This is a genomic window from Kitasatospora sp. NPDC097643, from assembly GCF_040302625.1.
In the GTDB taxonomy this organism is placed as follows: domain Bacteria; phylum Actinomycetota; class Actinomycetes; order Streptomycetales; family Streptomycetaceae; genus Kitasatospora.
The window spans coordinates 1-26091 of sequence record NZ_JBEOSA010000075.1 but is presented as its reverse complement, the minus strand read 5'-3'; the positions used below and the strand labels follow the sequence as shown (position 1 = coordinate 26091).

General features: G+C 71.3%; 29 protein-coding genes and 1 tRNA gene. 18 read left to right on the top strand and 12 right to left on the bottom strand.

Annotated features, from left to right (window positions below; translation table 11 throughout):
* Positions 1-80: 80 nt before the first annotated feature.
* Positions 81-362, top strand: coding sequence for a sigma-70 family RNA polymerase sigma factor family protein (locus tag ABTY15_RS33795; protein WP_350604237.1), 282 nt, complete (start codon positions 81-83; stop codon positions 360-362).
* A 43-nt stretch (positions 363-405) separates the two neighbouring features.
* Here ABTY15_RS33795 and ABTY15_RS33790 read toward each other — a convergent pair whose 3' ends face one another.
* Positions 406-852: a hypothetical protein gene (locus ABTY15_RS33790; protein ID WP_350604234.1), complete on the bottom strand. Its 447-nt coding sequence runs from the start codon at positions 850-852 to the stop codon at positions 406-408.
* Positions 853-1018: 166 nt separating this feature from the next.
* On the opposite strand from ABTY15_RS33790, the gene ABTY15_RS33785 reads away from it, so the two are divergent.
* The gene (locus ABTY15_RS33785) at positions 1019-1855 is read left to right on the top strand and encodes a hypothetical protein (protein ID WP_350604232.1); all 837 of its coding nucleotides are present in this window, start codon (positions 1019-1021) and stop codon (positions 1853-1855) included.
* A gap of 83 nt (positions 1856-1938) precedes the next feature.
* On the opposite strand, the gene ABTY15_RS33780 is transcribed toward ABTY15_RS33785, so the two are convergent.
* Complete coding sequence (locus ABTY15_RS33780) at positions 1939-3345, bottom strand: MFS transporter (RefSeq protein WP_350604229.1); 1407 nt, start codon at positions 3343-3345, stop codon at positions 1939-1941.
* Positions 3346-3580: 235 nt separating this feature from the next.
* Here ABTY15_RS33780 and ABTY15_RS33775 point away from each other — a divergent pair, with 235 nt between their 5' ends.
* Entirely contained in the window at positions 3581-4459 is an 879-nt protein-coding gene (locus ABTY15_RS33775) for a LysR family transcriptional regulator (protein ID WP_350604228.1), read from the top strand.
* Between the two features lie 88 nt (positions 4460-4547).
* On the opposite strand, the gene ABTY15_RS33770 is transcribed toward ABTY15_RS33775, so the two are convergent.
* Positions 4548-4874, bottom strand: coding sequence for an antibiotic biosynthesis monooxygenase family protein (locus ABTY15_RS33770; protein ID WP_350604223.1), 327 nt, complete (start codon positions 4872-4874; stop codon positions 4548-4550).
* Between the two features lie 54 nt (positions 4875-4928).
* Between ABTY15_RS33770 and ABTY15_RS33765 the strand changes: the two genes are divergently transcribed.
* From ABTY15_RS33765 to ABTY15_RS33755, 3 genes are all read left to right on the top strand, one after another.
* On the top strand, positions 4929-5588 hold the full coding sequence (locus tag ABTY15_RS33765; RefSeq protein WP_350604219.1) for a recombinase family protein: 660 nt from the start codon (positions 4929-4931) through the stop codon (positions 5586-5588).
* A gap of 48 nt (positions 5589-5636) precedes the next feature.
* A complete protein-coding gene (locus ABTY15_RS33760) occupies positions 5637-6620 on the top strand; it encodes a recombinase family protein (protein ID WP_350604216.1) in 984 nt (327 codons plus the stop codon).
* A gap of 683 nt (positions 6621-7303) precedes the next feature.
* Positions 7304-7379: transfer RNA gene (locus ABTY15_RS33755), tRNA-Leu, on the top strand.
* A 7-nt stretch (positions 7380-7386) separates the two neighbouring features.
* Here ABTY15_RS33755 and ABTY15_RS33750 read toward each other — a convergent pair.
* Positions 7387-7581, bottom strand: a complete 195-nt coding sequence (locus tag ABTY15_RS33750) for a superinfection immunity protein (protein WP_350604212.1) — start codon at positions 7579-7581, stop codon at positions 7387-7389.
* Positions 7582-7717: 136 nt separating this feature from the next.
* On the opposite strand from ABTY15_RS33750, the gene ABTY15_RS33745 reads away from it, so the two are divergent.
* The 8 genes from ABTY15_RS33745 to ABTY15_RS33710 all read left to right on the top strand — a co-directional run bounded on the left by ABTY15_RS33745 (position 7718) and on the right by ABTY15_RS33710 (position 13750).
* Entirely contained in the window at positions 7718-8065 is a 348-nt protein-coding gene (locus ABTY15_RS33745; RefSeq protein WP_350604210.1) for an HNH endonuclease, read from the top strand.
* An 800-nt stretch (positions 8066-8865) separates the two neighbouring features.
* Positions 8866-9801, top strand: coding sequence for a major capsid protein (locus ABTY15_RS33740; RefSeq protein ID WP_350604208.1), 936 nt, complete (start codon positions 8866-8868; stop codon positions 9799-9801).
* A gap of 208 nt (positions 9802-10009) precedes the next feature.
* Positions 10010-10252 carry a hypothetical protein gene (locus ABTY15_RS33735; protein ID WP_350604205.1) on the top strand — a complete coding sequence of 81 codons (243 nt, stop codon included), beginning with the start codon at positions 10010-10012 and terminating at the stop codon, positions 10250-10252.
* The gene (locus ABTY15_RS33730; protein ID WP_350604202.1) at positions 10224-10748 is read left to right on the top strand and encodes a DUF6879 family protein; all 525 of its coding nucleotides are present in this window, start codon (positions 10224-10226) and stop codon (positions 10746-10748) included. The genes ABTY15_RS33735 and ABTY15_RS33730 overlap by 29 nt, the downstream gene beginning before the upstream one ends.
* Positions 10749-10774: 26 nt before the next feature.
* On the top strand, positions 10775-11623 hold the full coding sequence (locus ABTY15_RS33725) for a helix-turn-helix domain-containing protein (RefSeq protein ID WP_350604298.1): 849 nt from the start codon (positions 10775-10777) through the stop codon (positions 11621-11623).
* A gap of 85 nt (positions 11624-11708) precedes the next feature.
* Positions 11709-12065: a hypothetical protein gene (locus tag ABTY15_RS33720; RefSeq protein WP_350604198.1), complete on the top strand. Its 357-nt coding sequence runs from the start codon at positions 11709-11711 to the stop codon at positions 12063-12065.
* Positions 12066-12412: 347 nt separating this feature from the next.
* Positions 12413-12574, top strand: coding sequence for a hypothetical protein (locus ABTY15_RS33715; RefSeq protein WP_350604194.1), 162 nt, complete (start codon positions 12413-12415; stop codon positions 12572-12574).
* 3 nt (positions 12575-12577) lie between these two features.
* Positions 12578-13750: a methyltransferase domain-containing protein gene (locus ABTY15_RS33710; RefSeq protein WP_350604193.1), complete on the top strand. Its 1173-nt coding sequence runs from the start codon at positions 12578-12580 to the stop codon at positions 13748-13750.
* Between the two features lie 231 nt (positions 13751-13981).
* Here the strand turns inward: ABTY15_RS33710 and ABTY15_RS33705 are convergent, their stop codons facing one another.
* A complete protein-coding gene (locus ABTY15_RS33705; RefSeq protein ID WP_350604188.1) occupies positions 13982-14392 on the bottom strand; it encodes a cupin domain-containing protein in 411 nt (136 codons plus the stop codon).
* Between the two features lie 62 nt (positions 14393-14454).
* Between ABTY15_RS33705 and ABTY15_RS33700 the strand changes: the two genes are divergently transcribed.
* Positions 14455-14931, top strand: coding sequence for a MarR family winged helix-turn-helix transcriptional regulator (locus ABTY15_RS33700; RefSeq protein ID WP_350604186.1), 477 nt, complete (start codon positions 14455-14457; stop codon positions 14929-14931).
* Between the two features lie 52 nt (positions 14932-14983).
* Here the strand turns inward: ABTY15_RS33700 and ABTY15_RS33695 are convergent, their stop codons facing one another.
* Entirely contained in the window at positions 14984-15172 is a 189-nt protein-coding gene (locus tag ABTY15_RS33695; protein ID WP_350604182.1) for a hypothetical protein, read from the bottom strand.
* A gap of 141 nt (positions 15173-15313) precedes the next feature.
* A complete protein-coding gene (locus tag ABTY15_RS33690) occupies positions 15314-15691 on the bottom strand; it encodes a hypothetical protein (protein ID WP_350604178.1) in 378 nt (125 codons plus the stop codon).
* 164 nt (positions 15692-15855) lie between these two features.
* Between ABTY15_RS33690 and ABTY15_RS33685 the strand changes: the two genes are divergently transcribed.
* The gene (locus ABTY15_RS33685; protein ID WP_350604176.1) at positions 15856-16851 is read left to right on the top strand and encodes a helix-turn-helix transcriptional regulator; all 996 of its coding nucleotides are present in this window, start codon (positions 15856-15858) and stop codon (positions 16849-16851) included.
* A gap of 87 nt (positions 16852-16938) precedes the next feature.
* Here the strand turns inward: ABTY15_RS33685 and ABTY15_RS33680 are convergent, their stop codons facing one another.
* The gene (locus ABTY15_RS33680) at positions 16939-19011 is read right to left on the bottom strand and encodes an MDR family MFS transporter (RefSeq protein ID WP_350604172.1); all 2073 of its coding nucleotides are present in this window, start codon (positions 19009-19011) and stop codon (positions 16939-16941) included.
* A 159-nt stretch (positions 19012-19170) separates the two neighbouring features.
* Between ABTY15_RS33680 and ABTY15_RS33675 the strand changes: the two genes are divergently transcribed.
* A complete protein-coding gene (locus ABTY15_RS33675; RefSeq protein ID WP_350604169.1) occupies positions 19171-20532 on the top strand; it encodes a peptidoglycan-binding domain-containing protein in 1362 nt (453 codons plus the stop codon).
* 27 nt (positions 20533-20559) lie between these two features.
* On the opposite strand, the gene ABTY15_RS33670 is transcribed toward ABTY15_RS33675, so the two are convergent.
* The 4 genes from ABTY15_RS33670 to ABTY15_RS33655 form a co-directional block, all read right to left on the bottom strand.
* Positions 20560-21147: a TMEM165/GDT1 family protein gene (locus ABTY15_RS33670; RefSeq protein WP_350604292.1), complete on the bottom strand. Its 588-nt coding sequence runs from the start codon at positions 21145-21147 to the stop codon at positions 20560-20562.
* Positions 21148-21344: 197 nt separating this feature from the next.
* On the bottom strand, positions 21345-22145 hold the full coding sequence (locus ABTY15_RS33665) for an ABC transporter permease (RefSeq protein WP_350604165.1): 801 nt from the start codon (positions 22143-22145) through the stop codon (positions 21345-21347).
* 5 nt (positions 22146-22150) lie between these two features.
* Positions 22151-23770, bottom strand: a complete 1620-nt coding sequence (locus ABTY15_RS33660) for a dolichyl-phosphate-mannose--protein mannosyltransferase (RefSeq protein WP_350604164.1) — start codon at positions 23768-23770, stop codon at positions 22151-22153.
* 168 nt (positions 23771-23938) lie between these two features.
* Positions 23939-25234 carry an MFS transporter gene (locus tag ABTY15_RS33655; protein ID WP_350604161.1) on the bottom strand — a complete coding sequence of 432 codons (1296 nt, stop codon included), beginning with the start codon at positions 25232-25234 and terminating at the stop codon, positions 23939-23941.
* A gap of 157 nt (positions 25235-25391) precedes the next feature.
* Between ABTY15_RS33655 and ABTY15_RS33650 the strand changes: the two genes are divergently transcribed.
* The gene (locus tag ABTY15_RS33650; protein WP_350604158.1) at positions 25392-25952 is read left to right on the top strand and encodes a MarR family winged helix-turn-helix transcriptional regulator; all 561 of its coding nucleotides are present in this window, start codon (positions 25392-25394) and stop codon (positions 25950-25952) included.
* Positions 25953-26091 lie beyond the last annotated feature (139 nt).

The window sequence follows — 26091 nt, the reverse complement described above, 5'->3', positions numbered from 1 at the left end:
CAGGCTCCACGAGCCCGGGACGCGCCACCGCTACCGGCCGGGATGCCCTCAGTAGGTGATGGCCATCCGAAGGCGTCGCCATGAGCGACGGCGGCGGCGTCAAGCTGGCCATGCCCCGGCCCACCGTGGGCGCCGAGCAGGTGGGCCAACTGCTGACCGCCGGCGTGGCGCTGTGGGGCCCGGTGGCGGAGGTGGAACCGACCCTGGTCAACGGCCACCCGGCGCTGCTCCTGCGGATCGACGGGGAGATCGACCTGGTGGTGGCGATGCGGCTGGACGAGGGCCGGATCACCGGCATCTACTCCGTGCGCAACCCGGAGAAGCTGACCCGCATGGAGCGGGAGACCGTGGTCAGCCGCTGAGGCCCGGCCGCTCGCCCCGGCGGTGCCGATCGGCGGTCGGCCGTCACCAGTCCAGGCTGCGCCTGGCCAGCGTCGCCAGGGCGAGCGAGGCCGGCAGTTCGACCAGGAACGCCATCGCCAGCGCGACGTACCAGTCGCCGCCGCCCTCGGCGGTCATCACGTCGAACCAGGCGTCGAGGAACAGCAGGGTGGCGGAGGCGGCACCGGCCAGCGCGGTCAGCCGCGAACGCCTGGTCAGCAGCAGGCCCGTGGCGATCAGCCCGGTGACCTGGAGGACGTCCAGCCCGATCCACACCGTGGACCAGTTCCGGACCTCGGCCTGCCCGTGGGTGATCGATCCCAGCACCAGGATCCAGCCGAACAGCAGCGCCGCCACCGCCAGCAACGCCCCGGCCAGCACCCGCCGCGAGCGCCCCGCCGCCGGATCCTCCGCCCCCAGCCGGTCGAGCACCGCCGACAGCGACCGGCCACCCGGCCCCGAAGTTCTCATGATCCAAAATCTACCGACCCGACTCACCGTCGCGTGAACACCCCTGAGCCGCCGCCTGAAACATTGTCACAAGATCTTCACATCCTCGCAGTTACCCCTGGTGCCGGCCCACCGGACGGGACATCATCGGCGCAGACGAGCGGAACCGTCCCCCCCGAGGAGATCCATGGTCGACACCATCAGCTCACTGGCTTCCCGCGTCCACGACCTGCTGGTGACGAGCATGACCAATGCCGCCGCCTCGGTGGTGCCGGGGCAGGGGGCACTCTCCTCGCTCGCGCGGGCGTTCCTGGGCGTCCCGCAGAGCGTCGACGTCACCGCCGGCTTCCACGACGTGATCGCCCGCGCCGGCACGCTCGGCCCGGACGGCGCCTTCCTGGTCGCCGCGGGCCACGGGGGCCTCACCGGCCTGGCCATCAAGCACGGACAGACGGAGCAGGCCCTCCACCACCTCGACGCCGCGGTCACGTTCGGCTACAACGACTGCGTCGCCCTCCACATGCCGCTGCTGCGTCCGCTGCACGACGATCCGCGCTTCCGCGCGCTGTACCAGCGGATGCGGATCACCCCGGCCGACCTCGACGAGCTCTACTGGCTGCACCAGGAGATCCAGATCATGTCGCGGGACGCCACCCGGGCGAGCATCGACAACATCAACCGCCACGACACCGGGGTGGCGCTGCTCCCCCAGGCCCCGCTGCCGACCCGCACCCCGAACACCGCCGGCCTGCTGATCTCCCGCATCGAACTCGCCGCGGCCCAGACCGCGCTCCAACAGGCCGCCATGCGCTCGGACATGAGCCGCAGCTCGGGCAACGTCAGCCTCAGCCTGATCGACGACTCGTGGGACTACGCCGCCGCCCGGCGCGACGCCTGGCGCGCCGACGACCTGGAATCCCACCGCCGCCAGGCCGCCGCGGCCCGGGCCTTCGTCGAACGGCCCGGCGCCAGCACCCTGGTCATCCCCTGCCCGCCGCTGGGCTCGATCGTCTACCCGGGCTGACGGGGGTCACGGGCGGCACGGCGGTCACAGCGGTCACGGCGGTCACGGGCGGTCGCGGGCGGCACCGGGGTCACGGAGGGGGGTCACGCCGCTCGCGAGCGGCGACCGCGCAGGACCAGGACGGCGGCCAGGGCGCAGGCCACCGCCGGGAGCGCCATCGCCACCGCCCCGCCCGTACCGCCTCCGCCACCCGTACCGTCCCCGGCGACGAAGGCGCCCGTCACCACCACGCCCAGCGTCGCGCCGACCTGGCGCACGGCGTTCAGCAGGCCGCCCGCCGTGCCCGCGGCGCCCTCCGGCGCCGTCGTGACCACGGCGGTGACCAGGGCGGGCAGCGCGAAGGAGACCCCGAACCCGGCCAGCAGCAGGCCGACGGCCAGCAGGGGGTACGGAGGCATGTCCAGGCCGGCGGCCACCGCAAGGACCGCGCAGCCGAGCGACAGCAGGGTCAGGCCGCCGAGGACCGGCCGCCACGGACCGACCCTGGCGACGATCCGGCCGGTGAGCAGCGGGTTGAAGCCGGGCGGGAGGGTCATCGGGAGGAACGCGAGGCCGGCCAGCGTGGGCGACAGGCCCAACTCCCCTTGCAGCAGCAGGGGGAGGACGAAGAGCACGCCGAGCATGGCGAAGTTGACCGCGGCCCCGGCGGTCAGGACGACACCCATCCCGCGAGCCCGCAGCAGGGCCGGGGGCAGGACCGGGGCGGGGCTGCGGCGCTCCAGCCGGACGAAGGCCCCCGCGGCGAGCGCCGCACCGGTCGCCGAACAGCCCGCGTGCGCCAGGGCGCCGGAGCCGGAGCCGAGGGCGATCAGCGCATCCGTGCCCAGGGCGAGTGCCGCGCAGGCGGCCAGCTGCGTCCGCCAGTCCAGGCGGCGCTCCCCGCGCGGACAGTGCACCGCCCGTCCGGCCACCAGGGCCAGCACCACCACCGCCAACGGCACGTTCACCAGGAACACCGCCCGCCAGCCCGCGAGGTCGACCAGCACCCCGCCGACCAGCGGCCCGAAGGCCATCGCGCAGCCGCTGACCGCCGCCCAGACGGCGACCGCCCGCGCCCGCTCCCCGGTGTCCGGATACAGCCGGGCGATCAGCGCCATGCTCGCCGGCACACAGGCCGCCGCCGCGACGCCGAGGACGGCGCGCAGCAGCACCAGTGTCCAGATGTCCGGGGCGAGGGCGCTGAGCAGCGACCCGGCCCCGAAGGCGGCGATCCCGAACCGGAAGGCCCGGTGCGCGCCGTACCGGTCGGCGGCGGCGCCGGCCGACAGCAGCAGGGCGCCGAAGGCGACGCTGTACCCGGTGACGGTCCACTGCAGGCCGGCCGTCGAACTGCCCAGCGACGCGGCCAGATCGGGTTCGGCGACCGAGAGGACGGTGGTGTCGAGGAGCACCATGAAGTAGCCGAGGGCGATGCCGAGCAACGCGCGCGGGCGGGTGGCCGTGGTCGCGGTCGGGGCCGTGGTCGGGGGCGGGGTCGTGGTCGTGGTCATCGGGAGGTCTCCTGGTCGGGAACGGTCCGGCCGCCCACTCTCACCAATCGCCGCCGCCCGCTCGACCGCCGGAACCTCACGTACCGTTCGGTTTTCCCGAACGCACCCGTACGCTGTCCCGCAACACGCACAACGCACAACGCACAACGCACGCACGCACTCACGCACGCACTCGCACACGAGCACGGACACGGACAGCACGGACACGGACCCGCGGAAGCGGTCGGGGGAGCCAGTGGAACTTCGTCAGTTGCGCGTCTTCGAGGCGGTCGTCGCCCACCGCACGGTCACCGGCGCGGCCGTGGCCCTCGGCCTCGCGCCGTCCTCCGTGTCCGAGCAGATCCGCACGCTCGAACGGAGCCTGGGCACCGAGCTGTTCGACCGGGCCCCGCGCGGGATGGCCCTCACCCCGGCCGGCGAGCGGCTGCTGCCGTGGTCGCGGCGTCTGCTCGACCAGGCCGACCAGGCGCGCCGGGAGGTGTCGGCGGCCCGCCCCCGGCTGCGGCTCGGCGCGCTGGAGACCATCGCGGCCACCCACGTGCCCGCCGTGCTGGCCCGGCTGGCCGAGCGCCGGCCGGACCTGGAGGTGTCGCTGCACACCGACACCGCGCGGGACGGCCTGCTCGGCGGGGTCGCCGCCGGGGCGCTGGAGGCGGCGCTGATCCTGGACACCGCGGGTCCGCTCGGCGAACTCGGCTTCTACCTGCCGCCCGCCCCGCTGGAGTACCTGGACCTCAGGGACGTCCCGCTCGCCCTGGTCGCCGCCCCGGCCCACCCGCTGGGCCGCGCCACCGCCCTCACCCGCGAGGACCTGCGGGGCCAGCGGCTGCTGGTGAACACCCCGGCCTGCTCCTTCCGGCTCGCCGGGGAACGGCTGCTCGGCCACGACGTCGAACGCGTCCGCACCGGCGGCGTGGCCGTCACCCGCGCCTGCGCCGAACAGGGCCTCGGCATCGCGCTGCTGCCCGAGTTCGCCGTCCACGACGAGCTCGCCGCCGGCTCGCTGATCCGACTCCCGCTGGAGGTGCCCGGACTGCACCTGCGCCTGGTCTGGCGGGCCGACCGGGAGTCCGTCCCCGGCCTGCGCGAGGTGCTGTACGCGGCCGCGTCGTGATCACCCGAAGGCGTGACCACCGGGAGGTCCGAACACGGACGCACCCCGGCACCCGAGGGTCCCGGGGCGCGCCCCCGCTCACCGGTCGTCAGCCCTTGGGCCCGGCCGACTGCACCACGTCGAACGACCACAGCGTGGACCCGGAGGCCGCCGGCCGCTTGGGCGCCTCGCCCTCGCCACCGCCCTGGTGGGCCGACTTCATGGGCCCCTCCATCCAGGCCTGGAAGGACTCCTCGTCGCGCCAGCGGGTGTACACCAGGTACTGGTCGGTCCCCTCGACCGGGCGGAGCAGTTCGAACCACTCGAAGCCGTCCGAGTTCTCGACCGCGCCGGCGCGGGAGGCGAAGCGCTGCTCCAGCACCTCGCGCTGTTCGGCCGGAACCGTCAGCACGTTGATCTTTACCACGCTACCCACATGACACCCCTTAAGTTGCACGGTCAGCCCGGGTGGCGACCTAACCTTGATCACGTGCGAGCAGTCTCATACATACGACAGAGCAAGCGACGCGAGGACGACTCGAAGGCGTCGCCCGAAGCACAGCGTACGAAGACTGAGGCACTGATGCAGTCAAAGGGCTGGGACAACGCCGGGCACTTCGAGGACATCGGCAAGTCCGGGTGGGACCCGAACACCCACCGTCCCGGCTTCGAAGAGCTGATGGCCGCCGTGCGGGGCAGGCACGTTGACGCGGTGGTCGTCTTCTCGCTGTCCCGGCTCACCCGACGCGGCGCGCTCGAAGCAATGAAGATCATTGACGAGCTGGAGCGTCACGGCGTGCGACTCGTCAGCGTCGAAGAGCCCTACCTTGACACCTCCACACCTGTCGGCGTCGGCATCCTCGCCATCATCGCCGGACTCGCTCAGCAGGAGTCCGACCTGAAGTCCGCCTACATCACCAGCGCCAAGGAGGAGATCCGCCGGGTGGGCGGCCACACGTCCGGCATCGCCCCGTACGGATTCGTCAGTGAGCGTGTGACGCGTGGTGAGCTGACGGTCTCCCGGCTCGTTCCGTCCCCCGTCGAGGCCGACTGGGCACGGAGCATGGTCGGGTGGGCGCTCGACGGCGAGTCCGCCGCAAGCATTGCCCGCTTGCTCAACGAGACGGAAGCCCCGACCAAGGTCGCCTAGCTCGGTGAGGGCGGAGCCAAGCGCCTTGCGGCCCGGCGCGCCCGTGGCATGTCCGAACCTGTCGAACGTCCCGCGTGGACCTCTACGACAGTCCTGCGGATTCTTCGTGATCCCCGTCTTGCCGGGTACGCGATCGAGTGGGAGGGGCGCAAGCAACGGACCAAGGATGAGGACGGGCGCATCGTGCCGGGGAGCACAGGCCGCCGGGCCATCCTCCGCGACTCGTCAGGCGCACCCCTGGAGTCACACGAACCGCTGATTCCCCCGGCGGACTGGTGGGCGCTTCAAGACGTGCTGAACGGTCGCAGCAAGACAGTTGAGCGTCGCACGGGCCGCGTACCGACGCTGCTGGCCGGCCACGGCTTCCTGTTCTGCGACGTGTGCGGCTCCGTGATGGTCGCTGGACTGCGCGGCCAGACCCGCTACTACCAGTGCAACCGCGCAGGCGGCGTGGTCGCCGGTCACGGTGGACTCGTCATCAACATGGAACAGGCCGACGACGAGACGGCTCGCCGCGTCTGGGCAAGGCTGACCGCAATGGACCCTGACGATCCCGAGGACCGGGAGTGGCTTGCCGAGGCAGCACGCCGGCTCGCCCACCAGCGAGACACCTCGGGACGGGAGGCAGAACTTGCGGCCGCCCGCTCCGAACTGGAGCACGTCCGAACATCCCTCCGCACGCTGTACGAGGACCGCACAGCGGGGGCCTACGTCGGCACGGTCGGCACTCAAGTCTTCCGCGACTCAGTGGAAAGGCTGACGGCTCACGAGCAGCGCACAACTGACCGGATCAAGGAACTGGAGCAAGCCGCCGCGGGAGCCGTAGCGATCCCAGACGACTGGACAGGCGTCATCGGCGACCCCCTCGGGCCGGGAAGTACCTGGGCCAAATGGCAGCTACAGAAGCGCCGTGAGTTTCTGGACCTGTTCGTTGATTCGGTCCGAATCACTAAGGCCACCGGACGTGGCCGCAACGCGAACACGACAGACCGGATCGTGATCCGATGGGCCGAGAGGCCAGAAGTGATCTGAATGAGGACGACAGCACCCACAGCCGCGGATTCCCGGTGAGGGTTGGCCGGCCGTCCTGACAGCGCAGCATCGCCGCCTGGCGGCCCGTACAGCGAAACGAGAGCCCCGGCAGGTCCACGGAGACCGCCGGGGCCCTTTCGCACCCACAGAGGGCAGCTCAGAATCTCGCCGGTCAGCGCCGGGACCTCGGGTGACGAGGTGACGTTCAGAGGGGTGATTCTGGTTTCTCTATGACTCGCAAAGTCTAAGAGAACCTGAAATAAGCCCTTCGAACGTCACCCCGTCACCTCGGGGCACCTCTGGTCTCCCCCTAAGAGTGAGGGAAGGCCGAGAGCCCACGCCGGAGGCCGCGGGAATCCTGCCCACTCTCCACAACAGTAGGGGCGGGAATACCGAGCACCCCACCGAAGCGGCGGCGGACTGAGTACCCGGTCTCACTCGCTGCTCTGCCCGTGCACCACGCACCCGCTCGGGGTGGCCGCCGGAGTCGTGAGGCAGAGCGCGGGGGACTGAGCCGCCCACCAGTAACCGCCCCTCGGGGCGCCGACCGGGGTAGCAAGCTCGCTCAGTCCCCCACCCGGACCGGCTCGCCGGTGAGGGCCACCAGGACCAACAGGAACGGCACCGACGGCGCGTCCGCGGGGTGCCCGAGGCAGGGGTGACACGGTTCGCCTGCCACCAGAGCCCGCCTAGCCCAACGGCAGAGGCGACGCGCTTAGACCGCGTGTGTTCCCGGTTCAAATCCGGGGGCGGGCACCAGCCTCGTCTACGGGTGGGGCGTCTTGCTTCGCGCTGCCATCGCGAGTGCGACAACCCAACCGAGCAGCGTCCACCCAAGGAAGATGTTGATCACGACCACTGAACCCCGGTTCGGGACAGCTCGTGCCATCGCAACGACTGTCGGCAGGAAGTACAACAGAAGAACTGGCAGTGCGATCAGCAGAGCTAACTTGATGCTCATACGTCCCCCTTGAACTCCTGGCGGCCGACCGGCCATTGGCAATCTTCTACGCCGTTGGTTGCCGACTGTCCAGACCGCGCAAGCCGTCGACAGTTCACCTTGAATCCGGGCGATACCACCACAACGAGGGGGCACCGTGCGCTGTATCGACTGCACCGAGCCCCCGACTCGCCGAGGGCGCTGCGAGGCCCATCACAGGGCTTACGAAGCCCGCCCCTCGGTCCGTGCCCGCCGACGGCTGCAACGGCTGGTCTCGCGGCACTACAGCGGCGCCGAGAGGCTTCGCCGGCGAGTCGACCGAGCGGGCTCCGCGCGGTGTGGGCTATGCGGCGAGGACTTCCCCGCGGCCCTGGTCGACGTGGACCACCGCACCCCGCTTGCCCTCGGTGGCGAGGACACGGACAGCAACGTGTGGCCGCTGTGCCGCACCTGCCACCGAGGGAAGACCGCGAAGGACTTCGGTCTGTTCGCTGTTGGTCCCTGACCGGCTCACCGTTGTGCCCACCAGGCCGCGAGGCTGCTGCCCCCGGCGGACACCACGGTAATGAGCCATACGGGGATGCGCTGAATGGTCAAGTGCAGCCCACCGACGCGGAGTTCAAGGGCAGGCCGCTGCTTCCGGCGTTCCATTGCCTGAGTCATGGCGACAGTGCAGCACATGGGGCATGCGACGCGCGCGTGACCTAACCCACGGTCCAACCCATACCTCCAGGTTCAGCCCCATTTCTGACACCTAATTCGGAGTACAAGGAGTGACTTTTCCGTGCCACGTAGACCCCGGCCCCCGTGCTCAGTCCCGGGCTGCCCCGAGCTGACCACGGGCGGACGCTGCCCGCGCCACCAGGCCGAGGCAGACGCACAGCGAGGCACACCAGGCGGTAGCGCGTACTGTCCTCGCTGGCCCCGCATCCGTCGGGCCTACCTCTACGCGCATCCGTGGTGTCTGCTCTGTGCTCGGGCTGCGGTGGTCGCTGATCACTTCCCCGAGTCGCGTCGGTCGCTGGTCGCCCGTGGCGTGCCCGATCCGGACGCCTGGTCGCGTCTCCGCCCGCTGTGTACGCAGTGTCACAGCCGTGAGACCGCTGTTCACCAGCCTGGAGGCTGGGCCAGTGAGCAGGTCAAGCCCGTTCGAGGCCCTGACCTGCGGTGACCCCAGGCGGGGGACTCCCTCCCCTGCCCACACAGCGCGGCAGGGAGGCAAAAGACTCGTACGGCCAATTTGAGCATTTCTGCGGGCTGAGACCCGACACCGAATTCCACCATTGAAAATGGAGACTTACAATCATGGCTCTGACCCTTGCCGAATCCGCGAAGCTCTCGACCGAGAACCTCCAGCGCGGCGTGGTCGAAACCTTCGTCCAGGAATCCCCGATCCTTGACCGACTTCCGCTGATCGAGTTCGAAGGGACCTCCTACCGCTACAACGAGGAGTCCGCCTTGCCCGGCGTCTCCTTCCGCGCCGTCAACGAGGCGTACCCGGAGAGCGTCGGCGCGGTCAGCCCGCGCATCGAAACCCTGGCCATCCTCGGCGGCGACTCCGACGTGGACAAGTTCATCGTCAAGACGCGCGGGGACATCAACGACCAGCGCGCAATCCAGGAAACCCTCAAGGTCAAGGCTGCATCCGTCCACTTCTCGGACCAGTTCTTCAACGGTGACACCGCGCTGAATCCGCTTGGCTTCGACGGTCTGCGCAAGCGGCTTATTGGGCGGCAGGTACTTGACGCAAAGGGCGTGGGTCCGGTCGCCAACGGCTACGACTTCTTTGATGCACTCGACGCGCTGACCGCTCAGGTTCGCGGGATCACCGGCCAGAACGGCGCGCTGTACATGAACGCGGCAATCCTGGCGAAGATCCGTTCCGGGTTCCGCCGGCTGGGCGGTGCCGAGCTGCCGACTGCCGAAATCCACGGCAAGGAAACGACCATGTGGAACGGCATTCCGATGCTCGACCCCGGCCAGAAGCTCGACGGTACGGACGTTCTCCCGCTGACCGTCGGAACCGGCGGCAAGGAGACCGGCGACATCTACGCCGTCCGCTTCGGGTCCTCCGAGGCTGACGCGGGCGTGTCCGGTCTGACCAACGGCGGCATCCAAGTGACCGATCTCGGCGAGGCACACGACAAGCCTGTGTTCCGGACCCGCATCGAGTTCTACTGCGGCATTGCACTGTTCGGCGGCAAGGCTGCGGCCCGTCTCACGAACGTGCTGAACGGCTGACCTGTCAGCGGGACCAACGCGGCCCCCGCACCCTCCTCCCCTTGCTGGGCGGCGGGTGCGGGGGCCATTTCGCCGTTTGCCGCCATAGCTGTGCGTGACTGAGTACACCCCCTCACGGTGATCAACTGACCGTAGCCTCTTGACTACAGGGTCACCGTGGGTGGAGTGTCGTGCACATCCATGCAACCAACGAGGCACGGAGGGAACCATGGCACTAACCTTCATCGCCAAGGACCCGAACACCGATGGGGCCAACTGCCCGACGGTGTGGGTCGACCAGGACGCCGGGGAGTTCGTCATCCAGGGGTGGAAGGTGGACGAGGTGACCACGGCCGAGTGCCTGGCGACTGGTCCTATCCCCGAAAGTGAGACCGTGCTGCGGCTGCCTGTCCGAATGGCTGCCGCCCTCAGGGAGGCTATTGATGTCGCCGAAGGCACCCACGTTCGTTGAGCTTCTGAACGCCGCTCAGCGCTCGGCGATCCACCTTGAGATGCGGGACTCGTACGTTGATCCCGACGAAGCACCGCGACTTTCCGCCTGGCGGGCGGGGCATCGCCACAACCCGGCCGACCGCGCGTCCTGGTGGCGCCCTTGGCTTGACCTCGTGTCCGAGGCGGTAGCGCGTGATGTCGTGATCCGCAGGGCGCGGATCGTGTCGGAGCCGGTCAGCGAGTACACGCAGTACCTCCACGAAGGCACGTTCACCAACGTGGCGGCGGGCGAACAGATCCGGTGGCTGCCTCGCCGCCAGGCGTCGGACCTCGCCCTGCCCGGAAACGACTTCTGGGTGTTCGATGACACGGTTGTGCGCTTCGGCCACTTCTCGGGCGAGGGCGTCTACCTGGGCGACGAAGTAACAGAGGACCCTGCCGTGGCGAAGCTCTGTACATCGGCCTTCGAAGCGGTGTGGTCTCGCGCGATTCCGCACGACGACTACCGGATCTGACCGACGAAGCGCCGGACAGCCAGCTCATGCCCACTTCTCCTTCCTCCAGCGTCCAGGCGGCGCGCAAGGCACTCGCCGACCGCCTTCGGGACCTTTGCAGGGACGCCGGGATCAACGGGCGTGAGCTGGCTCGCTTGGCCGGCTGGCACCCCTCGAAGTCCTCGCGGATCATCAACGCCGTAACCCCGCCGTCGGACGAGGACATTCGGACCTGGTGCCGACTCTGCGGAGCGGACGATCAGGCGGCCGACCTGATTGCAGCGTCCCGATCCGCCGACTCGATGTACGTGGAGTGGAAGCGTCTCCAGCGCACGGGCCTCAAGAGACTCCAGGACTCCTACGTACCGCTGTTCGAGCGAACCCGAGTCTTCCGGGTCTATTGCTCGACGGTGGTCCCCGGATTGCTTCAAAACCACGGCTACGCAACGGCCTTGCTGTCTTCCATCACCCGCTTTCGCGGCACACCCGATGACGTGGCAGACGCCGTCTCCGCCCGGCTCGCCAGGTCACACATCCTGCGAGAGGGAGATCATCGCTTCGCCGTGATCGTGGAGGAGTCGGTCCTCAGGTACCGCGTCGGCGACGCCGACGCCATGTCGGGGCAGCTCGGATATCTCCTGGCCGTCATGTCGCTGCCCGCCGTCTCGCTGGGAGTCATCCCGTTCAGCGCCGAACGGGACATCTGGCCGCTGGAGACGTTCAGCGTCTACGACAACGAACAGGCCCAGGTGGAAACCCTCACCGCCGCCGTCACCGTGACCGCGCCGGGGGAGATCACCCAGTACCTCAACGCGTTTCAGAAGCTGTCCGGCATGGCGGTCTACGGTGCCCAGGCTCGGGCTCTGATCACGGCGGCGATTGATGCACTCGGGTGATGCGCGTGCAATCTCGTAGAACATCGTAGAGGCCAACTCTCTGTGCTCCCTAGCCTGTTCACCAACAAGGCGGAGGGAGCGTCGTATGGGCGGGCTGGAGACAGAGGCGGAGAGGCTGCGGCACTTCCGCGCGGAGGCGGAGGAAGCAGCCGAAGCTCTGGAGACGGCCATCAGGGTGGCCGGACTGCCACCCCTGATCAGCCTCTCGCCGGTCTACGCGGCCACCGGCTTGCCCGACGGCGCGCATGTCCACATCGGTGGCTGTAGCGCCCACACCGCCCGCGCGCTCGCCGACTGCCTCACGGAGTTCGCCCGACTCACCGGCCGACTGATCGACGGCGAGTCGCGGCGGTTTGCCGCTCGGGTGCTCGCCGACTCCGGCGTGCAGCCCGCCCTGCCGAGGGAAGGACTCTGCTTCGTACGTGGGGAGTTGAGCGCGTGAGCGCCCCCACGGAGGCCGAGCCGGCCAGGGTGCCGGATGAGCGTCCCCCACTGACACCGGAGGACCACACCGACCAGCCACTGACTCCGTGCGAGTGGAAGCGCCGGGCAGCATTGTTGGCCCGCGTGAGGGATGCCAACCGCCGGTACCGGCGCTGATGGCCCCCTGGGCAGCCCAACGGCGGCCTACCGGCCCCGGCGCCCTGGTGAGCGGCTCAGCACAGGCCCTATTGGGCCCCACATATCCCCGTCCCGGCCGCCTGGGGAAGGATTCGGCCGGGACGGGCCGCACAGTGCACGACGGCCCCGGGAAGCCCCGGGGCCGACGCAGAAACGGAGGGACAGCACATGCCCATGCCTACGTTCGACGGGAAGCACGGTGGCGGCACCGGTTCGGGTACCGGTGGCGGTCAGCAGGACGACTCCAGCAGCGGCAACAAGCACGGTGGCGGCGGGTCCTCCGAGGGTGGCAACACCTCGGACGGCAAGGGCCCGGCGGACGGCAAGTAGCCGGTGAGCGACAAGCACGATGCGGAGGCCGGTCGGACCCGGCTGGCCTCCGCGCTGATCGCGAACGGGTCTCTAACGTCTGACTGGCTGGGGCCGTACAACGCCGTGCCGCGTCACCTGTTCGTGCCTGACACGGTCTGGCCGGGCCAGGGCGACGGAGTGCGCCAGGGCGAGGCGGTCAGCCGCAACACGACCCCGGAGGCGTGGTGGAACGCCGTGTACTCGGACGTGCCGCTCACGACTCAGTGGGACGACGGCGACCACAGCGGAGACGGCCGGGGAACCGTGCCCACGTCGTCCAACTCGATGCCCACCATGGTGTTCTCCATGCTCGCTGCCCTGGACGTCGAGGATGGTAGCCGAGTGCTGGAGATCGGCACCGGTACGGGGTGGAACGCTGCCCTGCTGTCTCACCAGGTCGGGTCCGGGAACGTCGTCACGGTCGAGGTGGACGAGGACAGCGCGGCCAGCGCTCAACGCCGACTCGCACGGGCCGGATACGCCCCCACGCCCGTGGTCGGCGACGGAGCGGACGGCTATGCCAAGGGCGGCCCGTATGACCGGGTGATCGTCACGTGTTCGGTCGGGCGACTGCCGTATGCGTGGGTGGAGCAGTCCCGGCCCGGCGGGGTGATCGTCGCGCCGTGGGGCCCGGAGTACGGCGGGGAAGCCGTGGTGCGGCTCACGGTCGGCGACGACGGGACGGCAAGCGGCCGGTTCGTCGGGTCCTCTGCGTTCATGCGGCTGCGCCAGCAGCGCGCGCCCCGCCCGAACAGCCTGACGTACCTCTCAAGCCCCTGGCCGGCTGGCGGGGCCAAGTCCGAAACGGCGCTGTCTCCGGACGACGTGGGCGGGTGGCTGGCCATGTTCGCCATTGGGGTGCAGGTTCCCGGAGCGTTCCCGCTCACCGAGCGGTACGCCGATGGCTCTTACACGCTGTGGCTGCATGACACGGCCGTCACGTCGTGGGCAACCGCTGATTGGGAACCCGACCGGACCGACTACGAGGTGGTGCAGTCCGGGCCCCGGAACCTCTGGGACGAGGTGGAAGCGGCGTGGCGCTGGTGGGACGACCAGGACCGCCCCGGGTTCGACCGCTTCGGGCTCACCGTGACGCCGGACGGCCACATGGTGTGGCTGGACAGCCCGGAGAACCCGGTGCCCATCCGAGCCTGAACACGAACGGAGCCCCGACACCTCCCCTGGTACACCTGCTGCCAGGTCCGGCGCCGGGGCTCCGTGCTGCCCTGTCCCCCATCGATCAGCTGGTCATGTCTATGTGGGTGACTTGACAAGTACGTTGATCTTGACGACGGACATGGCGTTCCTCCTCGTCCTGCCGGGGCGCTCGACGGCCGCCGGCTCGGGTTGCTCCCGAGCAGTCTGCTACACCTCACACGCCGCTGGTCAGGCGATCCACGGCGGGAGGACCCGGTCGGCGTCGCGGGGGGCGAGGCCGCAGGCGCCTTCCGGGGTGACGGCGTCGGGGTTGTAGGCGTACGCCGGGGAGGGGCAGGCGACGACGGCGGTGAAGCCGGTGGCGGTGGAGATCTGCCGGGCCTGGTCGGCGGGGAGGACGAGGGTGTCGCCCGCGGCGACCGTCAGGGTCTCCCCGGCGAGGTCGACGGACGCGGAGCCGTCCAGGAAGGTCCAGATCTGCTCGACGTCCATCGCGTGCAGCGGGCCCTGCCGGTCGGCGGGCATGTCAACGTGCCACATCGCCAGGGAGGTTGAGCCCTGGGTGGGCGAGGCGCAGGTGATCATGGCGGCGTTCGGGGTCTCGGTGCGGCGGGCATCGGCGTGACGGATCACAGGCATGGCGAAGGAACCCCCTAAGATGGACAACCGGATTGTCTATATGGTCAATGAGGTTGTCTATCGTGTCAAGCGAACCGCCCCCGCCGGGCTTCGAGCTGCCGCTGCGCCTGCTGCTCGCCTTCCGGACGATCATCGACGAGCTGCACGAGCGCCTCGCCCGCGAAGGGCACCCGGACCTCCGCCCGATGCACGGCTTCGTCTTCCAGGCGATCGGGCCGGACGGCACCACCGCCGTCGAGCTCGGCCGCCGCCTCGGCGTCTCCAAGCAGGCGGCGGGCAAGACCATCGAGGGCCTCGAACAGCTCGGCTACGTGGAACGCGGCAGCGACCCGGCCGACGCCCGCCGCAAGGTGGTCCGGCTCACCGCCCGGGGGGTGGACAGCCTGGTCCGCTCGGCCCGGATCTTCGACGAACTGCGCGCCGAGTGGTCCGCCACCCTCGGCGAGGAGCAGCTCCGCCAGGTGGAGGACGGCCTGCGCCGGCTCGCCCCCGGCGACCCGTTCCGCCTCGACACCCCCCGCTGGTTCGGCGCGCCGTGATCAGCAGCGGCCCTCCGTGATCAGCAGCAGCTCGCCGCGATGCCGGATCCGGCTACTCCCAGATGGTGTTGGACGGGGCGACGACCGCGGCCCGGTCCTCCGGCGCAACGGACTGCGCGACGACCTGGGCACCGGCCTGAGCACCGGCCTGAGCGCCGCCCTGGGTGGCGAGGGCCGGGGCGAGCGCGGCGAGGGCGAGGGCGGTGACCGCGGCGGCCTTGCGGAGGTTGGTGCGCAGCATGGTTCGATCCTTTGCGAGAGAGCTGGGATGAGGGGCATTTCCGGTCGCGCGTCCCGCGGTGACACGTCGTCCGGTGCTGCCCGCCGGGCGTCTCCCCCGATCGGCGAGAACTGCTCCGGCGAGAACTACTTTCGTCGCAGCTCAGAGGTGGCGAAAGGGCTGTCGGCTGGACGGATTCGGCCCTGGCCAGTTCCGTCCACCGAGGCCGGAAGCGGACAGCAGGCGCTCGTGGACGGGCGCGATCAGCGGGGCCTCGGCGCGGGTGACGGTCCAGCCGTCCAGGGCGGGCATGGTCGCGACGGCTCGACGGCAGGCCTCGGCCGCCCGGCGCTCGGCGTCCGCCAGGCGGTCCGCCACCAGGAAGAGGCCCAGCACGGTGGTGGAGTCCGCCCGCCGGTGCACCGAGACGTGCTCGACCGGCTCCCTCGGGTCAGCCGTCGTGCGGATGAACTCGGGGACGCCAGGTGGGAGTTCGGCGCCGGCGAAGGGCGGTCTGAGTGCCGCGTGAACGAGGTGCATGGCGCGACGTTCCCAAACCACCCGGGGCCGCGCATAGACGCCCAAGAGGGACGGTTCCGTCCCTGGCCGGAACCGTCCAAGGAAGCGCCTGGCCGCCCGCACTCCGTTCGTGTGATGATCGTTTTAAAACTGCCCGCACGGAGTTCACACTGGGGGGAACCGCTGTGCTCGCCGCAATCGGACTGGACGCCACCGCGGAGGCGCTCTACCGCACGATGCTCGCGCATCCCCGCGACGGGGTGGCCGCACTGGCGCAACGACTGGGCGTGCCGGAGGACGAGATCCGACGCACCCTCGACCTGCTCAGCGAACTGGCCCTGATCAGGCCGTCGTACGAGCACGAGGGCGAACTGCGGGCGGTCTCGCCCGAGGTCGGCCTGGAACTGCTGATGGCCCGCCAGCGGACCGAGCTGGCCGCCCAGCAGCTCCGCATCGAGGCCTCACGGGCGGCGGCGGCCCAGCTGATCGCCGACTTCGCCGACCTCACCCCCCGCGCCGCCCACCCGGGCGTGGAACAGCTGACCGGCCTGGACGCGATCCGCGACCGGATCGCCGGGCTGGCACGCGAACTGACCGACCAGATCATGACCTTCGCCCCGGGCGGCGGGCACAACGAGTCCAGCATCGAGGCGTCCAAGCCGCACGACGAGGCCCTGCTGAAGCGCGGGATCCGGATGCGCACCGTCTACCTGGACAGCGTGCGCAACAACCAGCCCACCGTGGCCTACGTCAACTGGCTCGCCGGGCTGGGCGGCGAGGTGCGGACCGCCCCGGAGCTGGCGACCCGGATGATCATCTTCGATCGCCGCGCCGCCGTCATCCCGGTGAACAGCGAGAACTCCGGCGCGGCCGCCGTCGTGCTGACCGGGGACGGCACGCTGACCGCGCTCTGCGCCCTGTTCGAGCACGTCTGGGCCTCGGCGCAGCCGTTGAACGGCTGCGCGGCCAAGGACGAGAGCGGGCTGAGCGCCCAGGAGTCGACGGTCGTCCGGCTGCTGGCGCAGGGCCTCACGGACGACGCCATCGCCAAGCGGCTCGGGGTCTCGCCGCGGACGGCCCGCCGGACGGCGACGGAGCTGATGGAACGGCTGGGCGCCCGCAGCCGGTTCGAGTTCGGTGTGCGGGCGGTCCAGCACGGCTGGCTGCCCTCGGAAGCCTGAGCGGGGCCCGAGCGCCCGAGCAGCCCCCAGCAGCCCCGAGCAGCCCCCCAGCAGCCGAAGCCGCCGCGCCCGCGCCCGCGCCCGCCGTCAGAACGACCGCCCCTCGCCCCGGTACGGCGGCTCCGGCCCGACCGGGTCCGGGCGGTCCCGCGGGTCGGCGCACAGCCCGGAGCTGAGCCGGTTGAGCAGCTCGGCGAGGTCGGTGTACTGCTTCTCGTCCCAGTCCCCCAGCAGCTCGGCGAGTTGGGAGCGCCGGGCCGCGACGAGCTGCAACGCGGCCTGCTCCCCCGGTTCGGTGAGCCGCAGCGGCAGGCCGCCCGTACGGGCCGCCAGGCCCCGGCCCTCGACCTCGCGGACGGCCTCCTCGACCACGGCGATCGGGACGACCCGGCGTTCGGCGAGTTCGGCGGGTTCGACCGAGCCGTGCTGGTGCATCTGGAGGAGCAGCCAGCTGGAGGCGGGTTTGAGGTCGAGCCCGGCGGTGGCGGTGATCCGCCGGAAGAGGTCGCGCCGGGCCTCGCGGGTGCTCAGCACGGACAGGGCGCGGGCGATCTCGTCCAGCGAGGAGCGTTCGACCGGGTTGAGCCCGATGGACTCGCTGAGGTCGGGGGCGGTGACGGTGGTGCGCAGTTTCTGCTCGCGCAGGAAGAGCGAGAGCACGAAGGCGAGCACCGTGACCGGCACCGCGTAGAGGAAGACCCGGGTGATCGACTCGGCGTACGCGTGGTAGACCCCGGCCTGGGCGGCGGGCGGCAGTTGGGCGATCACCCGGGGGTCGGAGGTGATGGCCTCGGGGTGGAAGCCGGGCGGCAGCGGGATCCCGGCGAGCACGTCCGCGAGCCGGTCGTTCAGCCCGCTCGCGAAGACGGTGCCGAAGATCGAGACGCCGAAGGAGGCCCCGATGGAGCGGAAGAAGGTGGCGCCGGCGGTGGCGACGCCGAGGTCCTGGTAGCCGACGGAGTTCTGCACGATCAGCACCAGCACCTGCATGACCAGGCCGAGGCCGAGGCCGAAGACCAGGAAGTAGCAGCTCATCTCGAAGGTCCCGGTGTGCTCGTCGAGCCGGGAGAGCAGCAGCAGGCCGACGGTGGTGACGGCCGTCCCGGCGATCGGGAAGACCCGGTAGTGGCCGGTGCGGGCGACGATCTGGCCGGAGCCGATCGAGGTGACCAGCATGCCGAGCACCATCGGCAGCATGTGGATGCCGGAGAGCGTGGGCGAGACCTGCATGACGACCTGGAGGAAGGTCGGCAGGTAGGTGAGCGCGCCGAACATCGCGAAGCCGACCACGAAGGAGATCACCGCGACCAGGCTGAAGGTCCGTGAGCGGAACAGCCGCAGCGGCAGGACGGGTTCGACGGCGACCCGTTCGACCAGCACGAAGGCGATCAGCAGGGCGACGCCCAGCACACCGAGTCCGGTGATCTGCCAGGAGTTCCAGTCCCAGGTGGTGCCGCCGAGCGAGGTCATGAGCACCAGGCAGGTGGCGACGGCCGCGATCAGCGCGGTGCCGAGGTAGTCGATCCGGTGCTCGCGCCGCACCTCCTGCCCGTGCAGCACGGCGGCGATCACCACCAGGGCGACGGCGCCGATCGGCAGGTTGACGTAGAAGACCCAGCGCCAGCTGAGGTGGTCCACGAACAGGCCGCCGAGCAGCGGCCCGAGGACGCTGGTGACGCCGAAGACGGCACCGAACAGGCCCTGGTACTTCCCGCGGTCCCGGGGTGAGACGAGGTCGCCGACGATGGCCTGGGAGAGCACCATCAGCCCGCCGCCGCCCAGGCCCTGGAGCGCGCGAAAGGCGATCAGCTCGCCCATGTTCTGGGCGATGCCGCAGAGGACGGAGCCGAGCAGGAAGATGACGATCGAGGCCTGGAAGAAACGTTTCCGGCCGTACATGTCGCCGAGCTTGCCCCAGAGCGGGGTGGCGGCGGTGGAGGCCAGCATGTAGGCGGTCACCACCCAGGAGAGGTGTTCCAGGCCGCCGAGGTCGCTGACGATGGTGGGCAGCGCGGTGGAGACGATGGTCTGGTCGAGGGCGGCGAGCAGCATCGCGAGCAGCAGGGCGCCGATCGGCACCCAGAGGTTGGGGGTGGTGACCTCCGGCGGGCCGGGTTCGTACGCCGGGCCCCGGTCGGACGCGGCGAGCGGATCCGTCATGGCGTCTCCGTAGGGTCGCGGGCCGCCGCGTGGGGGGCAGGGCCCGGGCGGACGATCACTCCCAGCTCACCATGCTGTCAGAATTGCCCGGTTTTGCTCCGCCGGGTTGAGCCGAACGTAAGCACGGATACCCTCCGCCGCGCACCGACCGTTCATCAGGTGCCAACCACCACCAACCGGCACAACCTCACCACGAGCGGCCGGACGCCCCTGTCCACCCTCCGGGACGTCCTGCATAATCAGGCGCGATCGTGCGCCCCGGGCCACCCGGCGAGCGCGCCCGAGAGCCCGAGAACCGAGGAGGACCGGCCGATGCCGGACCAGCACTGCCCGACGTGCGGCACCGCACGCTCCACCGGGTGCGGCTGCCTCCCGGACCCGAGCCTGGCCGAAACCGCCGTCCTCCCGCACCTGGAGGGCCCGCCGCTGGTCCGCCCGTACGTGCCGCTGGCGGCCGGTCAGGTGGCCGCCCAGGTGGCCGGGGCGCCGTCGGCGGACGCCCCGGCGGTGGACCCGTTCGCGACCACGGTCCTGCCGCCCGTCATGGCCGCCGCGCCCGCGCAACAGCCCGTCAGCGCCCACCCCGTCAGTGCGCACCCCGTCAGCGCCCACGCCGCCGGCCCGCACCCCGTCACTCCCCCGCTCGGGCCGGACGCCGACGCCTACGCCACCACCGTGCTGCCGCCGATGCCCCCGTCCGGGCCGGGCGCGTACGCCGCCGCAATGCCCCCGCAGGCCCCGGGGGCGGACCAGGCGCCTCCCGGCCCCGGCGACGACCTCGGCTTCTTCCCCTTCCACACCGCCGATGACGCGGTGTCCGGCCCCTCCGGCGAACAGTCGGCCGGCGGCCGGGCGGCGAGACGGGCGGCCGAGCAGTCCGGCCGCAACCCGTTCGCCCGGCACAAGCTGCTGGTGGCCGGGGCGGGCGCCGGGCTGCTGGCGCTCACCGTGGGCCTGGCGTACGCCCTGACGCCCGCGAAGGAGTCGTCGGGCCGCCAGGCGCAGCCGCTGCCGACCACCACCCTGGCGCCGGCGCCGGTGGACCCGCCGACCCCGACGCCGCCGGTCCCGAGCGCGGCGCCGCCGACCAGCAGCACGCCGACCCCCACGCCGACCAGGACGGCCAAGCCGAGCCCGACCAGGACGGCCACCCCGACCCAGGTCGCGCCGCCGACCACCACCCAGGCGGCGCCCCCGGCGGCCCCGGCCCCCGCGCCGACCCCCACCCCGACCCCGACACCCACCCCCACTCCCACGCCGACCCCCACCCCCACGCCCACCCCCACCCCGACCGTGCGGGTGCTCCAGCTCGGGATGACCGGGGCGGACGTCAAGGACATGCAGCAGCGCCTCTGGGCCGCCGACTGCGGACTTGTCGACAAGTCGCTGATCACCGGCACCTTCGACTACTGGACCCAGTCGGTGCTCGCCGACTACCAGCGCTACAACCGGATCAAGGGCGAGAACAACATCTACGGCCCCAAGACCCGGGCCGTCCTGGAGGCCGACCCGGGCTGCTGAGGGCCCACCGGCCCGCCCGGCCGGCCGTCACCCGGTGATCGCCCGGACGATGCTGACGCCCGCCAGCAGCACCATGACCGTCGCCGCCACCCGGACGATCAGCTTCATCGGCACGTGCTTGAGCAGCTTCTGCCCACCCACGATGGCCAGCCCGCCGACCGCGCACAGCGCCAGCCACGAGCCGAGGCCGACGGCCAGCGGATCGGCGTACTTGGCGGCCAGGTTGGCGGTCATGATCTGGGTCAGGTCGCCGAACTCGGCGACCGCGACGACCACGAAGCTCGCCCCGGCCACCTTCCAGAAGCCGTTCGAGGACGGCTCCTTGGCGGCGTGCCCGTCCTCGTCACCGCCGCCGTGGAACAGCAGCATCGCCGCGCCGACCAGGAACAGCACCCCGGTGACGCCCTCCACCCAGCGGTGCGGCAGCAGCGAGAGCAGGTGCCCGGCGGCGAGCGCGAGGCCCACCTGGACGGCGAAGGCGGCGGCGATGCCCGCGAACACGTACGCCGCGCGGTACTTGGTCCCCAGCACCAGGCTGGCCAGCGCGGTCTTGTCCGGCAGTTCGGCCAGGAAGATGATGCCGAAGGTCAACGCGGCAACGGTCAGACTCATCAGAGAGGTCCTCGGTCGGGCTGCCCGGCCTCCGCAGGTCCGTCAGGGGACGCTTCGGCCCGACAGCACTGGAAATGGTCACAGCACTGCGGCCGAAGGTCTCGCCGGCACCGCCCCGCTGGGACGGGTGCCCCGGGCGCCGGGCCCTGGAGGGCCAGTATGTCGACGGTCCGGTGGAGGGCTACTCCCCTTCAACGTGCTCAAGGGTACCCGACGCCGCCCGGCGCCCCGGCGGTCACCAGCCCGCGGCCGACCAGCTCCAGCACCACCACGACCGCCGTCGACTCCACCGCCAGCAGGCCGATCAGCACGAACAGCTGCACCGCCCCGGCCTGGGTGGGCGAGGCGCCGCCGAGCAGCATGCCGACGAAGGCACCGGGGAGGGTGACCAGGCCCACCGTGCGGGTCTGGTCGAGGGCGGGCACGAGCGAGGTGGCGGCGGCGGTGCGGCAGATCTCCAGCCGGGCGTCGCGCTCCTCGAAGCCGAGCGCCAGCGCCGCCTCCACCTCGCCGCGTCGCTGCCGCAGCTCGTCCAGGGCGCGCCGCCCGGCCAGCGAGGTGGCGGTCAGCGCGCCGCCGATCAGGATCCCGGCGACCGGGATGACGGACAGGCCCTTGGGCGGCAGCAGTCCGACCGCCAGCAGCAGGGCCAGCACCGGCAGCACCCCCGCGCCGATCGGGGCGGCCGCCCAGACCCAGCCGGGGCCCGGGGTCATCCGCCGCCCGGCCGTGCGCACCGCGACCGAGAACATCAGCAGCACGAACAGCGCCGACCACCAGAGCGAGCCGACCACCCAGGTGATCACCGCGGCGACGGCTGCCAGCTGCACCACCGCGCGCAGCCCGGCCCGCAGCACCGCGCGCCCGTGGCCGAGCAGCCCCCACCCGGCGACCGCCACGGCGGCCAGCAGCAGCACGGCGGTGACCACCCCGAGCACCGGGGTGACCGGCAGCAGCTGACCGGCCGGGGCCGCGAAGGGCGCGGACGGCGCAGGCGCCACGCGGTTCAGATCCAGCTGGTGAACCACATCCGGTCCTGCCAGGACGACATCGGGATCACCTCCGCCGTGTACAGCGGGTAGAAGAAGGCGAAGCAGCCGACGATCGCGAGCACGATCAGCCCGGCCGCGGCGGCGCCGATCCGGCGCCGCTCGGGGCTGCAACCGGCCGGGCCGAGCAGGGCGCCGAGCATCTGCGCGACGGCCAGACAGAGGAACGGCACCAGGACGACCATGTAGAAGGAGAAGACGGTCCGCTCCTGGTACTGGAACCAGGGCAGGTAGATCCCGGCGACGGCGCACAGCACGGCGCCCGAGCGCCAGTCCCGGCGGAAGAACCAGCGCCACAGCAGGTAGACCAGCGCGAAGCAGGCTGTCCACCACAGCAGCGGGGTGCCGAGGCCGAGGATCTGCGCCGCGCAGCCGCCGGAGGCGGTACAGCCGTGCTGCCCGGTCGGGACCTGCTCCCAGTACATGGAGACCGGGCGGGCGTCGACCAGCCAGCTGTACGGGTTGGACTGGTAGGTGTGCGGGGTGCTCAGACCGGTGTTGAAGTCGTACATCTGCCCGTGGTAGTGCCAGAGGCTGCGCAGCGGCGCGGGCACCCAGCTCATCGACACCTGCGGCAGCGGGATGCCGAGGACGCTGTCCGGGGAGAGGCCGTCCCGGCCGTCGGCCCAGTGCCGGTCGTACCCGCCCTCGCCGCCCCGGCCGCTGAACAGCCAGCCGCTCCAGGCGCCGACGTACACCACCAGGGCGGAGCCGACCATGGCCAGGAAGGCGGGGACGGCGTCGTGGCGCAGCATCGAGCGCCAGGGCCGGCGGGCACCCGCCCAGCGGCGGCCGGACTGGTCCCACAGCACGGTCAGGATGCCGAAGGCGGCGAGGACCATCACGCCGTTCCACTTGACCGCGCAGGCCGCGCCGACGAACACCCCGGCGGCGATCCGCCAGGGTCGCGCGCCCAGGCGGACGGTGTCGCCGCGGCGGTCGGCGACCGCGACGGCGAGCCGGGCGCGGGCGTGGTCACGGTCGATCAGCAGGCTGCCGAAGGCGGCCAGCACGAAGAACATCTGGACGCCGTCGAGCAGGCTGACCCGGCTCATCACCAGCTGGAGGCCGTCGACGGCCATCAGCAGCGCGGCGGTGCAGCCGATCAGGGTGGAGCCGAACAGCCGGCGGCCGATCCGGGCCAGCATCAGGACGGTGACGGTGCCGAGCAGGGCGGTCATGAACCGCCAGCCGAACGGGTGCAGGCCGAACAGCTGCTCGCCGACGGCGATCACCCACTTGCCGAGCGGCGGGTGGGCGATGAACTCGGGCGCGGAGGTGAGCGGGGCGGTCTGCGGGACGGCCAGGATGTCGGCGTTGGCGTGGTCCGGCCAGCTGCCCTCGTAGCCCTGCTGGAGCAGCGACCAGGCGTCCTTGGGGTAGTAGGTCTCGTCGAAGACGAAGGCGTTCGGGTGGCCGAGGTTCCAGAACCGCAGCAGCCCGGCGAAGAGCGCGACGCCGATCGGCCCCAACCAGCCGGCGTGTCTGGCGGCCCAGGGGTTCCGCCAGCGCGGGGCCGGTGCGGGGGCTTCCGGGGCCGGGGCCGCCGGGGGGTGCGTGAGCGCCGCTTGGGTCATCGCCTCGCCGATTCCTGGGTCTGCCGTGGTACCCGTGGCCGCCGGGCCGGGCGGGCCGGACGGTCAACAGGCACTGACCCTAGGCCGCGCTGGTCGCGAAACCAAGCGCGACGGGCGCCGACCAGGTGATCCGGTCGGCGCCCGTACGGTTGTCCTGTTTGCCCTGACTCACGCGGCGGTCTGCAGCTCCCGGACGGGCAGGGGGGTGCGGACCACGGCCGGGGCCGCGTTGTCCTGCTCCGGCGTGAGGTGCGGGCGCAGCCGCAGCGCCATGGCGACGATCAGCAGCGTGGAGCCCGCCATGGCCGCCAGGTAGAGCGGCCAGGTGCCGGAGCCGACCAGCAGCACGCCGACGGCCGGGCCGACCGCGATGGCGATCTGCTTCACCAGGGCGTACCCGGCGTTGTAGGTGCCGAGCAGCCGGGCCGGGGCGAGGTCCGCGACGATCGGGCCCATGGTGGGGGCGAGCAGCGACTCGCCGACACCGAACAGGGCGTAGATCGAGACGATCGCGACCGTGGCGGCCATGGTCTCGGTCCGGATCAGGCCGGCGACCAGGGCCATCGCCCAGGCGCCGAGCCAGACCACACCGGCGGCGGCCATCGCGGTGGTGCGGCGGCGGCGCGCGGTGATCTTCACCATGAACATCTGCAGGACGACGATGGTCAGCGCGTTGGCACCGATCGCGAAGCCCAGGGTGGAGGGCGCGGTGCCGACCGTGTCGGTGGCGAAGGCCGCGACGCCGGACTCGAACTGGCCGTAGCAGGTGAAGAAGATCAGCCCGGCGAGCAGGCAGAGCCGCAGCATCGCCTTGTCGGCGACCAGGGCGCGCAGGCCGGTCGGGCCGTCCTGCTTGCCGTGGACCAGGGTCAGCGGGGCCGCGGGCATCCGGGCGGTGCCGGCGACCAGGGCCAGGCCGAGGAAGGTGGCCGCCTCGATGGTGAACAGCCGGGTCAGGCTGGCCGGGTCGGCGACGTTCACGATCTGCCCGCCGACCAGCGCGCCGATGCCCATACCCAGGTTGACCAGGGTGAACTGCAGCGCGAAGGCGTGCGCGCGGGTCGCGGCCGTCGAGCAGCGGACGATCATCGTGGCGAGCGCCGGCTGGCAGGTGGTGACACCCGCGCCGAACAGGAAGGAGGAGACCAGCAGGCCCGGGGTACCGGTGGCGTGGCCGAAGGCGAACGCACCGGTGGCGGCGAGGGCGGTGCCGGCCAGCAGGACGGGACGGGGACCGTACTTGTCGATCCCGCGGCCGGTGAGCGGGAGGACGGCGAGCGCCGCCAGCGCGAAGACGGTGAACACCATCCCGGCCGCCAGCGAGCCGAGCCCGCGCACCTGGTCCACGTACACGAACATGTACGGCATCGTGAACCCGCTGCCGAACGCGCTGAGCGCGTTACCGATCTGGACGCGGCGCAGCGGGCCGCCCGCCGTACGTCGCTGCTGCCTCTGCTGCTTCACCGTGCCGATCACCGTGCACATCCCTTCCTGGCTTCAACTGGATACTCTTAAGTCCAGAAGATTTCAGAGCTAAAGTTTGACGAGATAAAGTCTTAGCACCGGAAGAGTGCGGAGTCAAAGGCTTAAGATCTGCACCCCCCGTGCGACACTGGTGCCCATGACTACGGACAAGCCCGCGCCGGCCTCCGCCAAGGAGCTCGGCATCGCCGAGCAGGTGGCCGTCTACCAGCGGGAATTCCCCACCGTGGACCCCCAGGTGGAGACCATCGTGCAGACCCTGTCCCGGGTCGCCCGGCGGATGGGGGTGGCCTACGACCGTCAGCTGACTGTGCTGGGAATCACCTCCGCCGAGTGGGAGGTGCTCAAGGCGCTGGTGGTGTCCGGCAGCCCGTACCGGCTGGGGCCCGGCGAGCTGGCCAAGCGGCTCGGGCTCACCCCGGCCGCGATGACGCACCGGATCGACCGGATGGTGGCCGAGGACCTGGTCACCCGGGAGCGGGACGAGTCCAACCGGGTGCGGGTGATCATCGAGCTGACCGAGAACGGCCGCGACAAGTGGCTGGAGTCGATGCGGATGGCCGCGGTGTTCGAGGAGGAGCTGCTCCAGGACGTCACGGGCTTCGAGCGGACCGTGCTGTCCACGCTGCTGGCCCGGATGCTGCGGCGGATCGAGGAGGGCCGGCCGGACGCCCCCGGGCGGACCTCCGACCTGGGCTGAACCGCAGGACCCGGCCCGAAGCGCAGAAAGAGTCCGGCCCGCCGGGGCAGGCCGTGCGGCTCGCCCTCGTCCAGGTTGGCGCGCAGGCCGATGTGCCCGTTGGAGAGCGCGAACACCGACTCGGCGCGGGCCATCGCGG